The 16,472-nt window shown below is 73.5% G+C and carries 4 protein-coding genes; 2 read left to right on the top strand and 2 right to left on the bottom strand.

All coding sequences use genetic code 11. The annotated features are described in order from the left end of the window. Positions 1 to 84 precede the first annotated feature (84 nt). Together ABZX40_RS28940 and ABZX40_RS28945 are read right to left on the bottom strand one after the other, a co-directional pair. Entirely contained in the window at positions 85 to 987 is a 903-nt protein-coding gene (locus tag ABZX40_RS28940; protein WP_355749603.1) for a universal stress protein, read from the bottom strand. A 127-nt stretch (positions 988 to 1,114) separates the two neighbouring features. After that, positions 1,115 to 1,357 (bottom strand): DUF397 domain-containing protein, encoded by a 243-nt coding sequence (locus ABZX40_RS28945; RefSeq protein WP_355749605.1) that lies wholly within the window; start codon positions 1,355 to 1,357, stop codon positions 1,115 to 1,117. A gap of 774 nt (positions 1,358 to 2,131) precedes the next feature. Here ABZX40_RS28945 and ABZX40_RS28950 point away from each other — a divergent pair. Together ABZX40_RS28950 and ABZX40_RS28955 are read left to right on the top strand one after the other, a co-directional pair. Next, positions 2,132 to 3,685 carry a sulfatase gene (locus tag ABZX40_RS28950; protein WP_355749685.1) on the top strand — a complete coding sequence of 518 codons (1,554 nt, stop codon included), beginning with the start codon at positions 2,132 to 2,134 and terminating at the stop codon, positions 3,683 to 3,685. Positions 3,686 to 3,882: 197 nt separating this feature from the next. Further along, positions 3,883 to 16,431: a protein-glutamine glutaminase family protein gene (locus ABZX40_RS28955; protein ID WP_355749608.1), complete on the top strand. Its 12,549-nt coding sequence runs from the start codon at positions 3,883 to 3,885 to the stop codon at positions 16,429 to 16,431. Positions 16,432 to 16,472 lie beyond the last annotated feature (41 nt).

Genomic DNA, 16,472 nt, shown 5'->3' on the forward strand with positions numbered 1-16,472 from the left:
GGTCCGTGGTGGGGTTTGCGCAGTTCCCCGCGCCCCTGGGTGGTGCCTGGCTGGGGGTGGGGGGTGGGTGCGGGTGCGTGGTGGTCAGTCGTCTTCGGGGGATTGGGGGATTACCGCGATGGGGGAGGCCGCGTGGAGGAGGACTGCTTGGGTTGCTGAGCCGAGCATGGGGGCCGGGGCCGTCAGGTGGCGGCGGTGGCGGCCCACCACGGTGAGCGTGGCGTCCTTGGAGGCGGCGACGATCGCGGCTGCGGCGTCGCCGGGGACGGCGAAGGCGTCGGCGCGGATGTCGGGGTGGTTCTTGCGGTGGGGGGCGAGGAGGTCGTCCGCGAGGGTGCGGGTCTCCTGCTCGATGGCGTCCTGGTCCAGGGCCGGGGGGAGGATCTCCGCCGGAGTGGTCCAGACCTGGATGGGCCAGGGGTAGGTGGCGACCGCGTGGACCCGGGCGCCCCGGCGGGCGGCCTCGGCGAAGGCGAAGTCGAGGACGGCGTCGTCGGGGCCGTCGACCTTCACGCCGACCACCACCCGGGGGCCGGGCTCGACCTCGGGGGCGTCGTCCACCTCGCGGCCCGGACGCGGAACGACCACGACCGGGCACGGGGCGTCACGGGAGACGGCGATGCCGTTGGAGCCGAGCAGCAGGCTGGCGAAGCCGCCTCGGCCCCGGGAGCCGAGGACGATCAGCTGGGCGGTGTCGCCGAGTTCGGGGAGGACCACCCCTACCGCGCCGTCCACGCCGAGGTACTCGGTCTCGGGGACGTCGGTGAGGGTGGCGAGGTGGTCGCGGGCGGCGTCCAGGACGTCGTCCTCGACCGGGCCGGGCGGCAGGACCACCGGGGAGCCGGGCTGGGTCCAGGCGGCGTACTGGCGTACATGGACCACCTTCAGGGGCGCCTCGCGTCCCCGGGCGGTGTCCACGGCCCAGTCCAGGGCCCGCAGACTGTCCTCGGATCCGTCGACCGCCGCGATGACCGGCAGCTTGCTCATGGTCCTCACCTCCGGAATACGACCATCCGCTCCTGGACCGTATCGGGTGATACCGGTCCAGGAACGGCTTCATGCTCGCATGTCGGGGTGCGTGGGGGTTCGGCGGCCCCCTTCGGACCGGCGGGTCCTACGTCAGGTCGAACTCGCCCTCCCTCGCGTTCGAGACGAACGCGCCCCACTCCGCGGGGGTGAAGATCAAGGAAGGGCTCTCCGGGCGGCCACTGTTGCGCATCGCGATGAATCCCTCGACGAAGGCGATCTGGACATCCCCCCGTCCCCGGCTGCTGGACCGCCATTCGGCGTTGCTCAGATCCAGTTCCGGCTTGTCCCATCCCGTGAGCGGCTTGTGGGTGATGGTGGTCTCGGCCACGTCCGTGCTCCTCCCGGTTCCGTCGTCCGCGGCCAGCCTAGCGATCGTGTCCCGGGGCCGACAGGTCACGTGGGGCACGTGGGAGGAGTGAGCGGGAGCGCGGCGGGACTCCGGCGGGCGGTCGCCGACCAGCCACATGGCGGTCGGCCCGCGCGCCGGGGGCTGCCTCGGCGAACCGGGTCATGGCTGGACCTTGTCGAGGGTGATGTCGTGTTCGGGGCCCGAGCGTGGCTTCCGGGTACGGGGCAACGCCCGGTCGGGCAACCAGGGGGCGGTCGTGGTGCAGTTGCGGTTGCGTGAGGGCGCGGACCTGCTGGGTACGGGAGGTGGCGGGGCGCGCGGCGAGTGGGTGAACACGGGGCCCGGCGGGTGAACGTCCGGTGGCCCGGCGACGTATCTGTGGGGGGTGGGCCCGGCCGGCCGGGCGGGTCCGCGCTGCCGTCACCGCCTCGCCCGCCCCGCCCCTCGCGGGATCGGCTCGCACGGAAGGACCCCAGGGTGTCGCTCTTCACTCGCCCTCGCCAGGAGCCGGATTCCCACGAGGAGGCGAAGGCCCATGAGGGGACGGAGGCCGAGAGTGCGGGCGGGCGGGAGGCGGAGCAGGGCGCGGGCCGGCCAGAGGGGCAACAGGGCGCGGGCGGGCCGGAGGCCGAGGGGGGTGCTGCGGCGGCGGTCGGCCGGTTCCGGCTGGGCCGCCGATATCCCCGTACCGCCCGCGGCATCGGTGTCGGGGTGACCGTGCTCGCCGGGTTGCTGTTGTTCGGGGCGTTGTTGATGCCCAACCGGGTCGATCGGTTGTCGGTGGGGGCGTTCGCGCGGCTTCCGGCGGAGGGGATTCTGCTCGTGGGGCTGCTGCTGGCGCTTCCGGCGCGGGCGCGGCGGATCGCGGCGGTGGTCTCGGGGGCCGTGCTCGGTCTGGTGACGGTGCTGAAGTTCCTGGACATGGGCTTCCAGCAGGTGCTGGCCCGCCCGTTCGACCTGGTCTTCGACTGGGTCCTGCTGGACGACGCGACCGGCTATCTCAAGGAGTCGTTCGGGCGCTCGGGGCAGGTGCTCGTGGTGGCCGGGGTGCTGGTGCTGCTGGTGGCGCTGCTGGTGCTGATGACGCTGGCCATGGTGCGGATCACCCGGCTGATGGACCGTCACCGGCACCGCGCCACCCGGACCGCGATGGTCCTCGGCACCGCCTGGATCACCTGTGTGACGCTCGGGGTGCAGATCGCCGGGGTGCCGGTCGCCACCAAGGGGAACACCGAGTTCCTGGGGAACCGGGTGGAGCAGGTGTGGGCGGGGCTGCGGGACGCCAAGGTCTTCGAACGGGAGGCGGCCGTCGACGCGTTCGCGGGCACCCCGCCCGAGGACCTGCTGACCGGGCTGCGCGGCAAGGACGTCCTGTTCACCTTCGTGGAGAGCTACGGCCGGACGGCGATCGACCATCCGGCGACCGGTGAGCGCATCGGCACCGTCCTGGACGACGGGACGGCGACGCTGGCGGCGGCCGGGTTCGGCGCGCGCAGCGGCTGGCTGCGCTCGCCGGTGACGGGCGCCGGGAGCTGGCTCGCCCACTCCACCTTTCTGTCCGGGCTCTGGGTCAAGAACCAGCAGCGCTACCGCACCCTCACCGGCGGCGACCGGGCGACCCTGACCAGCTACTTCCGTGACAGCGGGGCCTGGCGGACGGTAGGGATCGTGCCGGGGGTGCGCCGGGCCTGGCCGGAGGGCGCCTACTTCGGACTCGACCACATCTACGACTCGGAGCGGCTCGGCTATGAGGGCCCGTACTTCAGCTGGACGCCGGTGCCGGACCAGTTCACGCTGGAGGCGTTCGAGCGGCTGGAGCACGGCGTCGCGGACCGGCGTCCGGTGATGGCCGAGATCATCCTCGCCTCCAGCCACAACCCCTGGGTGCCGCAGACCAGGATGCTGGACTGGGACGACCTCGGGGACGGCTCGGCCTTCCACGCGATGGCGGAGGAGGGTGACGACCCCGAGGAGGTGCTGCGCGACTCCGGCCGTCTGCGGACCGCGTACCGGGACTCCATCGCCTACTCGCTGACCTCCCTCGTCCAGTGGCTCGAACGGTACGGCGACGAGAACACCGTGATGGTCTTCCTCGGTGACCATCAGCCCGTCCCGGCGGTCACCGACGGGCGGGGCGGCAAGGATGTGCCGATCACGATCGTCGCCAAGGACGAGAAGGTGCTCGACCGGATCGCCGGGTGGGAGTGGACGCAAGGGCTGAAACCGGCCGGTGACGCCCCGGTGTGGGGGATGGACGCGTTCCGTGACCGGTTTCTGACGGCGTACGGGGGGACGGGGGCGCGGTAGAGGGACGGTGGAGGCGCGGCCGGGGCGGGCGGTGGGCACCACGCACCGGGACCGGGCCGCGTGTCTCTCGCCGGAGTTTCCCCCGGCCGGAGGAGTGTGCCGGGCCGGCTACCTGATCGTGCAGCGTCGAGGTTCATTGGTGAGAGCGTCCGGGCGGCGGACGGGGTGCCGTGGCCTCGGGGAACTAACGTCCTTCCGTGGACGCGGACTCCCTGAACGGTCTCTTTCTGGTCTTGACCGGCCAGCAGATGCCGGACGCCGACCCGGCGTTGATGCGTGCGTTTCTGGTCGTTCCGCAGCGGGAGCTGGAGCAGCAGCTCGTGCAGGTGCAGGAGCTGGTGGTGCGGGTGGCGCAGTCGGTGTCGGAGCAGTCGAACGGACAGTTCTCCGACGCCTACCGGGAGGCGATGCTGACGCTGGCCTCGCCCGAGGGGCGGTCGGCGCTGGAGGGGCTGCGCAACGCGGCGCGGCAGCTCGGGGACTTCTCGGAGGAGTCCGCCTACCAGGTCGAGTACACGAATCTGATGATCCTGCTGCAACTGGCCCTGTTCCTGGTGGAGTTCGCCGCCACGTTCATCATGGCGATCTGGAATCCGTTCGGGGCGATGGTCCGGCAGGCGATGCTGCGGGCGCTGTACCGGAACATCCTGAACAGCCTGGTGTTCAAGGTTCTCGCGGCCATCGCCTCGCAGCAGGTCATCCAGATCGGGCTGGCGGTGGCGATGGACCGCCTCACGCAGTGGATGCTGGCCGGACGGGGCCTCACCACGACGAAGGGGAAGACCTATCTGACGCAGGCGGTCGCCTTCGGGGCGGTGGCCGGATTCGTGGCGGTGCCGGTGCAGTTCGGGGCGTCCTGGCTGGCACAGAGCCTGATCAAGCGGATGCACCGAGGGGCGGGTGACCGGCTCTTCGACGACCTGGAAAAGGCGCTGGCCAACCGTCCGCTTCCGGACAACCCCAAGAACCCGGCGAGGAACGCGGCCGACGGCGCCGGGGACGACCCGGTGGGCGGGACTCCGAGGCCGCTGCCGCCACCCCGGCCCGGGGACGCCCCGGGCGGTTTCAGCGGGGGCGGCCTCCCGGCCGGCTGGGGCGGGGGCGCGGGCGGTGCGGACGGGCTGTTCGCGCGGGGCTTCGCCGACCGGCTCACCCAGGTGAGCGATCTGCTCGCGCGGGGCGCCGCTCCGGACGGTGTGCGCGAGGCGTTCGCCCGGGACATGGGGGCGCTGTTCGCGGGCCGGTTCGGCGACGACCTGGGCGGCGGACCGGCGCGGACGCTGGGGGCGGACTGGGCGCGCGCCTTCCTGGACGGTCTGTCGGGCGCGGGGCTGGCGGGTGAGCTGCGGTCGGTGCTGGACGGACGGTTCTCGGGTCTGTTCGGGGACGGTGTGGTGCGGGCGATGTCCACCTCGGTGGCGGACGCGTTCGGGACGCGGAACTGGGGCGGCAAGGTGCTGTCGTTCGCCCTGCACGGCATCGGGGACGGAATCATCGGGGTCGGTTCGGAGCTGGTCTACAACGCGATCACGCTCAAGCAGTTCATGGTGAGCGGTGTCGGGGCGTTCTTCACCTCGATGTCCAGTGAACGCGCCGCGGAGGGCTTCGACATGGGCGCGAGCTGGCTGGCGGACAAGTTCAAGCGCCCCGATGCCACGCTGGACCCGGAGATGCTCGGGCTGCTCTCCTCGATCAACGCCACCGACTGGGCTCCGCCCGAGGCCGGTGGTTCATCCTCGTCCGTGGTCAGGACCATGAGCACGACCACGGCTTCGGCTACGGCTACGCCCGTGACCACGGGTGCGGGCGCGGGCGCGGCCACGTTCGCGGGGGACGCTTCCACGGGTGGAAGGAACGGCGGTGGTATGCCTTCCTTGGGCGACCTGCTCCGTCCCATGGACGATGTGTTCAGCACCGGGACGATGGATGTGCCGGACATGCCGACGCTCATTCCGACGGTGTTCAACGCCCCGTCGGCCGACATCTCGACGCCGGACCCGCGCGGCGCCGGGACGGGCACCGGACCCGGACCCGACAGCGTGGCGGAGCGGGTCGGCTCGGCGGGGGACAGTGAGCGTGCGGACGGCCCGCACGCCGGTCGTCCCCACTCCGGCCTGACGTTTCCCTCTCCTCACCGGATCGGTGAGACCGGCGTGCCCCCGGCGCCCCCGCAACACCGGGCCCAAGAACACCGGCTCCAGATGCACCGGCCCCACGCCGACCAGCCTCAGGACGCGCAACGGCAGGACGCCCAGCGCCAGAGCACCGCCGTCCACCGCCCGGACGCCCCCGCGCAACCCCCTGCTCCCCGCCACCTCGGCACGGGCGGCGACCCCTTCGCCTTCCGCACCGACACCGCGACCAGCGTCAGCGGCACCGACTCGGACTCGGACTCGGATTCCGACAGCAACAGCGGCAGCGTCGGCGTCACCAGCACGGAGACCTTCGGTTCGACGACCACGAGCAGCACCGTGCGCACCGATGCCACCGGCGACCACGAGCCCACCGGAGGCCCGGTCCCGTCGGCCCCCGCTCCGGGGAACGAGGGCCGGGCGTCGTGGCCGGTCCATGACGAACGGAGCCTGAGTGAGCTGGTGGACAAGGCAGCCGCCGCCTCGGCGAACCGGCTCGGCACCCCTCCCGTCCCCTCCGCCCCCGTCCTCTCCGCCGCGCCCGATCCGTCGGCGCCCTCCCCCTCGCCGACCGACCCCTCCACCACCGTCCCTTCCCCCTCGGCAACCGACCCCTCCACTCCCGACCCCTCCACCACCGTCCCGCTCACCCGGCTCCCGCCGGCGGAGCCCGCGCCCACGTCCGGGGACGTCGCCGTCCCTCCCCGCCCCGCGGCGAAGCTCCTCAACTGTGTGATCCTGCTGGAGGACCTCACCCGCCGGCTCCACCCCGGCGCCGCCGACGCACTCCGGGTGCTCGGACGCGACCTGCCCGGCAGTGGCGTCCGGCCCGCCGTCCCGGTGGACGACCTCGCCCTCGGCACGGACCGGACCGAGCGCGGCCTCGTCCTGGGCGCGGCGACCGATCCCGATACCGCGCTCGGCGCGGCGCACACCCGTCAGCGTCTGGCCGCGGGCCCCGGCTGGATGCCCGTCACCTCCGCACCGGACCTCGAAACCGCCCTCGTCGGTACGGGCGCGGGCTCCACCGCCCTGGTGCTGACCAGTTACCCCACCGGCGTGGGGCACGCCTTCGCCGTCCACCACACCAGTGACGGGCCCCGCTGGATCGAGATGCAGGCGCCGCAAGGGGAGCGTGTCCACACGAACCCGCCCGCTCTCGACCCCGGTCACACCCGGGCGGTCCTCCTCGGCCCGGACGGCCGGGTCGTGAACCGGCTCCCGGACCCGACGGCCGCTCCCGCCACGGTCACCGCGCTCACCGACCCGCCCGCCAGCACCGGCTACGGCGCCCGCAGACCACAGCCCACCGACGGGCCGGACGATCTCACCGGGACGCCCGGACGAGGGTCCGCCCTCCTCGGTGTCCACGACCGGCTGCGGGATCGGCTGCGTGAGGAAGGCCTCGTGCCCGCCGAGGACCCCGTCGACGGGAACGGTGACCCGTTCTTCTCGTCCCTGGTCATCAGCGCCGCCCTGACCACCTCGGTGCGGGAGACCCGCCGGGAACTCGCCGGGTTCCTGGCCGACCAGCTCGACACGGCGGAACGGAGCATCTGGCGGGACATCGATCCCGTCGTCGCCCCGCAGGCCACCGGGGGCGCACGGGACAGCGCGCGACGGCGGTTCATCGACGACATGGCCACCGAGGGCCGATGGGACGCGCGATGGAATCCGCTGGTGCCCCGGATCGCCGCGCACTACTACGGCCTGAGCCTCGACGTGGTCGACTCCACGCCGTTCGGCATCAGGCGAGCGCATCACGGGGCCGGTCGAGCCGTCACGCTCGCCCGTGTCCAGGGCCGCTGGTTCGGCACTGTTCCGCTCTCCAGCGGTCCGGACCGGAGCACGGTACGGCAGCGGCCCGGCTCGGGCCCGCTGAGCGAGTCGGTCGTCGTGTCGGAGCGGGGCCGCCGTTTCGGTATCTGGCTGCACGACGGCCGGGGCGCCCCGCCCTGGCAGGAGGCGGGGCTCCCGGCCGGGCTCCCGGTCTTCGCCGAGGGCACGCACTCGGCGGCGAGCGAGGTGTTCGTCCACGGCCATAGTGACGGTGACCGTGACCGCGTCGCTGTTGATGACGGTGACGGTGACGGTGACGGTGACGGCAGGATGCGGGCCGGATCCCGGGCGGTCTCCCCTCAGGAGCTGGCGGACTTGATCCGCCGGGCAGCCCCGTACTCCACCCCGGTGCTGATGACGAGGGCCTCGGACCGGGAGGCGTCGGCGCTGGCCGAGCTGCTGGCGACCGACGTGATCGTGACGACCGGCGGGGAGGGGGGAACGTCCGCGCCCCGATTCCTGCGTTTCGCCCCGGGGCACCCCGGAGGTGTGCCGGTCGGCCCGCGTGAGGGCCAGGGCCAGGGGCAGGAGCCGGAGGGCGGGACCCAGCCCCGCCCTCCCGGCCCGGCGGCCCCCGTGCACTCCCCGCCCCTCGGTACGACGGAGACCTTCTGGGTGCCCTTCCAGCGGGGCAGCACCGAGATCGCCGACCCGGCCCGGATCGCGTCGGCGGCCGGGTACGTCGCCGACCACAGCTTCCGGGACCCGGAGCCCGGCCGCTACCGCCCCCACATCGTCATCGTGGGCTACGGCAAGAAGAACAAGCTCTTCTCCGGCTTCAACGGCGACGAACGCGCCCGCGCGGTCGCCCGTGAACTGCGCGTCAGGCTGGGCTCGTTGATCCCCCCGCCCGGCCGGTGGCGGCGCCAGGTGCTGCCCTCCGACTTCCCGGTGGACCTGCGGTCGGCGGACGGCCCACGCGGCGTCGCGATCCAGGTGGAGCTGCGCCCCGCGCAACTGGTCGACCGGCTCTTCGCGAAGGTGACACCCCAGACACCCCAGATACCCCAGTCAGCACAGTCAGCACAGACATCCAAGGCAGGCGCGACACCCGAGACATCCAAGGCAGGCGCGGCATCCAACGCGGCAGGCGACGCAGCCGAAGTCCGCGACGGCGCGGGGCCGCTGGGGCCGGATCTGTTCGGGCTGCGCTCGGAGCCCGCCCCGCCGCCCTTCCTCCAGGGCTTCGACCACGACGCCCTCCCGCCGGGCGGGGTGGGCGACTTCTTCAGCCGGCTCAGCATGACGCGGAGCGCGCCGACCAGGCGGCTGGCACCGGAGAGGTTCTCCGGGGGAGCCACCCTCCCCACCGCCGGCGGCCCGGTCCCCCTGGTGCGGTACGCGATCTGGCTCGGCGGACCGCTCACCGGCCGCGGAGCGATGGGCGATGTCCGACGGCGTCTGGCGGAGGTCGCCACCGGCTTCGGACGCGGCCTCACGACCGTCCTGTTCACGGACGTCCCCCGCGCGGCGTTCACGGCGGCCGGGCGGGACCCGAGCAGCGCCCCGGCCGTGCACGACATGCTGCGCTGGGCCAGGCACCGGGGCATCCGGCTCGTCCACCCCGACGAGATCTTCACCAGCGACGCCCCGATGCGGTTGCGGGCCGAGTACGCCACGGAACACATCCGGCAGACGGGACGCGGCTACGCGGCGGCCTCCGACATCCTCAGACTGGAGATCGTGCACCGCTTCGGCGGGATCTACCTGGACGGCGATCTGTCCCTGCTGATCGGGGTGGACCCGCTGCGGAGTCTCACCGACGGCCTCGCGGACTCCGATCTGCTCGGTTCCCCGAACGGCAGCAACGACGTTCTCGTCGCCCCCCGGCAGCACCGGGCCGTCCACGACTATCTGGAGACGATCCGCCAGAACTACCGGCTCGATCAGCGGGCCCTGGTGCACACGGATCGCGACCCGACCCTCGCCACGCTCGCGGCGGCCGGAGGGGAACTCGCCGACGACGTAGCACGGCTGGAGGGCCCGCCGGCCGCCTGGGACTCGATGATGGCGACACCGCTGCTGAGAACCCGCCGGGACACGGTCATCTGGCGGACCGGTATGCCGCCGGACGCCATCACCGACGCACCGGGCTTCGACGCGGTCGACGACACCAGCGACGGGGCGTGGAACACCGATTTCGCCCGCACCGCCGTCCCGCCCGACAGTCCCGAAGGGCTCGACATCCTCGTCAGGGCGGCGGCGACCCTCGTACGGGAGCTGTTCAACCGCGCGGGCGACCTGCGTTTCACGCTGATCACCCCCGCTCTGCGCTCGCTCTCCGATCCCGACGCGGCCGGGGCGGCGCTGCTGGAGTTCGTGGCCCGCACCCCGGACCTCAGCGCCAGGGTCAGGAGCATCACCACCCACGGACTCCGGCCCATGCCGGGAAACCGGGCCTACGACGAACTGACCCCGGCGCTCCTTCCGGCGCGCGCCCACGAGTTCCTCACGCTCGACAGGCCGGGCCGTGTCCCCCGGCCCCGCTGGCGGCTGGGGGAGATCGTCACGGACGCCCGGATGCTGCGGCCCGGTGAGACGGCGATGCCGCTGACCCGGTCGGAGTCCTGGCGGAGCATCGGTGAACTGGTGGACGCCGCGGGACGGACCCCGTTCGTGACCGTCGCCCCCGCCCTCCCGGCCCCCGGCGCCGACTCCCCCGGCCCACCCGGCCGACGCGACGGCGTCCGGGACACGGCCCCCGGACCGGCCTGGACGTCCCCCTCCGCGCCACCGGCCTGGACACCCGACGAGGACGACACCCCCGGGCGGCCCCCGGCCGAATCGTCCTCCGGACGCGGTCACGCACGCGGTCACGCACCCGGCGAAGGACCGTCACGGTCGACGCGCACACCCGGCGAGGGACCCTCCCGGCCGACGTACGCATCCGGCGAAGGCCCCTCCCGCCCGACGCGCACACCCCGCGAAGGCCCCTCCCCCTCCGAAGAGACTCCCGGCGCGGCGTCCCTCCGGCCGGAGCAGACCCTCCAGCCGGAGCACACCTCCGACGACGCTCCCGACCGGGCATCCGGCCGGACACCCGAGCAGGTCGCCGCTCAGCGCCTGTACGCCGAGGACATCGCGCGGATCCTCCATACCGAGCCGCTCCAGACCGGCGCGCTGCTGACCCTCGTCAACCGGTGGTCCTCCACGCCGTCCCTGCTCACTCCCGACGCGCTGCGGACCCAGTACCACGAGGTGACCGGGACCGATCTGGCCACCGACCTCAACCACGCGGCGGAGCAAGGGAGGCTGGACCTCGCGGACCTTCCGCTGGTGACCCGTCGTCTCGGTCTGGCCGGCGACTCCCGCCCCGTCGGGGAGGCACTGCCCCACATGGCGGCCCGGCAGGCGCGCGACGAGCCGGATCTGCCGGCGGTGGTGGAGTTCACGGCCCAGGTGCGCGACGCGTTCACCCGGGACGACCCGGAGCGGGCGCTGGACCTGCTGCGGAGCCTGGACCGTGACCTGCGCAAGGTGTGGGCGGTCGAGACGTCCTGGGCGCGGCGGTACGGCACGGCGATGCGCCCGCTGCTCTCCCGGGCGTGGCCGGCCTACGCGGCCCAGACCTCCGACGCGCTCGGCCACCACGACAGCGCGCCGGTGCCGATGGTCCAGGTCGCCCAGTGGTACCGGCAACTGGCCGATGTCACCTTCGAGCACTACCGGCACGGGACGGTCCCAGTCACGACGGGGCACCCCGAGGATGGCTGTATCGACCGCTCCTATCTGTGGAGCCTCCAGCTCATGCGCTGGGGCGTGCTGCCGCTCAAGGTGTACGCCGCGCGGACCGGCGGGCCCGCGCTGAACGTGACGACGCCGACGGCCCGGAACGCCACGCCCACGGCCCCGGGCCGGGTGACCTGGCCGTTTCATGTGGCACCGGTGGTCAGAGCGCTGCTCCCCGACAGACGGGCCGTGTCCATCGTGCTCGATCCGTCACTCGGGCGCGGACCACTGACCGTCGGTGCCTGGATGCAGGCCCTGGGCATGCCGACCGAGGACGGCGCCTACCGCCACTACCAGGGCTCCCTGGCCCAGGTGCACCAGCAGTTGTGGGCCGACCTCCGGGCGCGCCCGCACGCCTGGCGTTCCTTCGCGCCCGCGCTGCCGCTGGAACCCACGCTGCTCTACAGCGAGGCGCATTCCCCCAGCTTCCCGTTCCCCGACCAGCCGCTGATCCGGTCGTGGCAGGACGGCCATGCCAAGGTGCTGAAGAACGCGAACCGGCTGTACCGCCAGCACATCCGGGCGCAACGCCGGGAACTGGCACGCGAGTTGGAGGGCATCCTCGCCGCGGTGCCCCGGCAGCACCCACCCGCGGACGTCTTCCGGCGGCTCAGGGACGAGGTCGCCCGGCACGGAGCGATGCAGGGATTCCTGGACGAGCGGCCGGACTTCACGCTCGCCGCGCGCCGCCTGCTGACCGAGACCCACTACGACCGTTTCGCGGCGCTGTTCCCGCCCGTGGACGCCGACTTCGTCCCCGACGAGGACTCGGCCGGCGAGACGACCCCCGAGGAATCCCCCGACGAGCACTCCAGCGGGGACGAGGACATGACCGACTCCCCCTACGCCTCCGACGACGACCTACGGGACGGCCCTCGGGACGGCCTGCGGGGCGGCACCCGTGACGACGAGGACGGCATGGATGTCGTCGGGGGCACCCCGGGGGCCTGGTCCCTTCCGTACCCGGACAGCGGCGCCCTGTGGAACGAGGGCGGTCTTCCCCCCGGCGTCCACGTCCCGCTCCCTCCCGACCCGCTCGGGGCGTTGCGTGCCACCGCGACCCCGGCGCCGATCCGTACCGAGAGTTTCGACCCCCGGCGCGGCGGGCCGTACGAGGAGGGCAGGCTCGCCGGGGCGAGGAATCTGATTCGGTTCGACGCGCGGGTCCTGCAACTGCGGTCCGGCACCTGGGTCAGCGATGCCACGGTCCGGGTCCATCTGGCACGCGGGACGGCGGACCGGCCCGGAGAGGCGGTCACGGACACCGACATCCTGTCGCTTCAGGAGCGGGTGACCCGGACCGTGCACCAGCGGGTCAACTCCGCCGGACTCAGGCTGCCGGACACGTCCGTCTTCCAGCTCAACGTGGAGTTCCTTCCCGGGCGGCGGGGGGCACACCATGTGGTCCGGGTGCACGGGGGCCGGGGCCCGATCACCACGACCGAGCTGCATCTGCGGGACCCCCGGGGCGAAAGGCTGACGGACGATCAGTTGCTTCACGAGTTCCTGCACTTCGTCGGTCTCTCCGACCGCTACTTCGCCAAGGGGTACCTCTTCCGCGACCGCCCCTGGTCCCCCAGGATCGACGTGGACGGCTCCCTCACCGGGGGCCGTCAGCCGCACGACGACACCCCGGTGCTCGGCGCGGACGATCTCGCGGACCTCGTCCGCGTCTTCCGGACGGGACCGGTCCTCCGCCCCCTCGGCCACCCGTCCCCGGTGGCCCAGGCGCCCGGCGCTCCCGCCCGGGGCGAATCCGTGTTCCGCACGCTGCTGGGCGCGGCGACCGACGTTCCGCGTCCGCGTGCGGACGGCCCGCGCCCCCATGCCCCGGCGGCCCCCGTCTTCGACGAGAACCGGCTGAACGCCGCCATGCTCGCGGCGGCGGACTCCGCCCGCAGACAGCACGACGCCGCACAGTCCCGTACCGACGACGACAGCCCCTTCCCCGCCCCCTTCACCGACACCACGGACACCCCTGACACGGCATCCCGCACCCCCGCCGATGCCGCACCCACCCCACCCACCCCCCTCACCGCCATCAACTGCGTCCTCCTCCTGCGCCACCTCCTCCATCAGCTCCATCCCACCGATGACACCGGTCTCTTCTCCCGGGCCGACCGTGTCCCCGGGGGCCCCGGGCCGCGTCCGGCCACCCATCAGGACGACATCCACATCGGCACCCGCAGAGCCGACCTGTCGCTGCTCCCCGGCCCCGGCTGGGCCGCCGTCACCCGCTGGAGCGATGTGACAACCGCCCTCGGGCGCGTCGACCCCGGCTCCACCGCCCTGATCCTCAGACAGAGCAGGGAGGGCCTCGGACACGCGTTCGCCGCCCACCGGATCGAGGGCGGCGCGGTCCGCTGGGTCGAGATGCAGGCCGAGGGCGGGCCCCGCGTCAGCGCGCGGGAGCCGGACGACGCTCCCGGGGACACCCTGGCCGCGGTCGTCGGGCCCGACGGAAGCGTCCGCCCCGCGGCACTCGGGAACAGCCGCCGCTCCCTCACCGTCGACGCCCTCACCGACCCACCCGCCACCCGTCGCTACGCCGGCCCCCGCAAGCAGCTGCCGGCCCTGCTGTCCGCCGAGGTGGAGGCCGAGCAGCGGCGGCTGCGGGATGTCGGACGGGACGGCGACTGCTTCTATCACGCCCTCAATGTCACGGCGCAGCTCAACAGCACACCGGCCGAGCTGCGGCGGGTGATGGCGGACTATCTCCAGGCCGAGCTGGCGGCCCCGGGCCGGGGACGCTGGACCACCGACTTCGACGCTTCCGTGGACACACAGGGCGAGCCGCTGACCGACCCGCTCCGTCAGCAGATCATCGCCGACATCCGCACCACCGGACTCTGGACCGTCCAGGCCGCGGACCTCACCCCCGCCGTCGCCGCGTTCGCCCTCGGTCTCCGGATCGACGTCAGGGACCTGACCACGGGGGGAATCGGACGCTCGGCGTACGGCGATCCCGCCCACCCCCATGTCCTGCTCGGCCACCGACCGGGCCACTGGCTGGCCACGGAACCCGTGGACAGCGCCGGTCAGCAGGTCGGCCCCTGGCAGTCCGACCCCTTCCGCTCGGACGCCGACGCCGTCGCGACCGCCCTGGGTCTGCTCACGGCGAGCCACCGCGACGAACTGCGGGGCAGCGGCAGGGGCCGTCGCTCGGGCATTCCCTTCGATGCCCTCGCCGGGGCGCTCGGCGGTGCCGCCAGCACCACCGGGCTCAAGACCTGGCAGAAGGGCAAGAACCCGGCCGACGCCGGTGTCCGCGAGCACTATCTGGCGATGTTCGCCGTTCTCGCGGAACTGCGCAGGCTGCACGACCGCCCGAGGTTCAGCGAGTTCCACCGGAACGCGAGCGCGCTGCCGGGCGTACGGCGCTGGATGGAAGACGGGCCCTTCCGGGCACGGCTCACCGCCGCGCTCCTGGTCAGTGACCCCACCGCGGACCCGCCCCCGCTCCCGGAACCGTCCCCGGGTCCCGCCGAGGCGGAGCCGGGCGAGGCGGTGGACGCCGGGCCGTCCGCGCCGGAGCCCCGGATGTTCGTGTTCCTCGCCGAGCACGAGATCCTCGGGGACATCCTGCGGCTGCTCACCCGGCAGCAACGGGCGGATCTGCGCTTCGACGACATCGATCCGGACGCCGACGGCGGCATTCCATGGACCGAGTTCGCGAATGTGGTGCACCAGGGGCTCAGGCCCGCGACGATCCAGACCTGGGAAAGGGGCAAACTGCCCCTCACCTTCGCCGACCGGGTTCGCTACACGGCCCTGCTCGCCGTGCTCGTCGAACTGCGCGGGTGGACCGACTCCGACGGCTTCGCCGACTTCCGCGCGCGTGCCCGTGCGATCCCGCAGGTGCTGGAGGTGATGAACGACGCCGTGTTCCGGGCGGAGGTGACGGCCGCTCTGCGGCGTACCGGGTGGGCGGGCACGGACCCGGCGGCGGGTGCGGGCGGGGCGACGGGTGCGGGCGGGGCGGACCAGCAGGCCGGACCGGCCGGGCCAGCCGGACCGACCGGACCGTCCGGGCCGCTCTCACCCGCCCGGACACTGACCGAGGTGATCGCCCGGTTCGGCCCGCCGGCGACGGTCGACGAGGTGGTCCAGCGCTACGAGGAGGTCGCCCGGATCCTGGGCCGGCCCGTGCAGGTGACCCGGACGCACCACGACGGCCGCCCGCCGCACCACATCCTCACCGACGGCACCGGCGCGCCCGTCCACCTCCTGGAGGAGGAACGCCCGGACAGAACGGTCGGGGTCAGGGACGCCACCCACGACGAGGCCATGGCTCTGCTGCACGAGCCGCCGATCACCGCGCCCGAGGCCATGGCCGTGGCGAACCCGCTGCTGCTGCCGCCCGAGGCCGTCGCCGATCTGGGCCGCATCCCTCAGTACCTCCACCCCGACGCCCCGGCCCACATCCTCGCTCTGCGGCACGCCCTCCCGGAGGTCGCCCGGCTGCTCGACCGCCCGGCGGACGGGCGGATGATCCCCTTCCCGTACGGGCTCGCCCCGGCCCTGTCGGACCTGCTGCCCCCGCTGTTCCTGCATCCGGGTGCCGACCTCGACCGGGCGGCCCTGCTGGCGCGGGCGGCCGACACCCTCGCCGCGCGCGTCCGCGACCATCTGCGCGCCCGGGTCGACGTCCCCAGGGTCCTGAACGGTCACGGCGCGCTGACGGGCGCCGAGTTGTGGCGTGCCGTGGACACGCTGGGCGGGGGTGTCCAGGGGGTCCAGGACTATCCGACCGCGCTGGAGGGGCAGGTGACGCTCCTGGGGACTGTCGACGCCGCCCTCGCGGGGGCCGCGCCGGTCACCGCGGACGAGTTCCGCTCAGCGGTCGTGGGGATCGGCCCCGACCCCGACCCCGGCCTCGTCGCGGTCACGGCGCTGCCCGTGCTCGTCGCGGTCACGGTGCTGCTCGCCCGGCTGGGCGAGACGGTGCCCCCCACCCCGGCGGAGTTCGGTACGGCACGTGACGCGACCGACGGGTCCGCCGAACGGATCGCCCGGGACATCGCCCGGCGGCGGAACGCCGGGTGAGCGGGACCCGCCCGGCCACCGGGACGCGCGCGTCGCCGGAC

Origin of the sequence: Streptomyces sp. NPDC004610, from assembly GCF_040609715.1 — a bacterium.
Classification (GTDB): domain Bacteria; phylum Actinomycetota; class Actinomycetes; order Streptomycetales; family Streptomycetaceae; genus Streptomyces.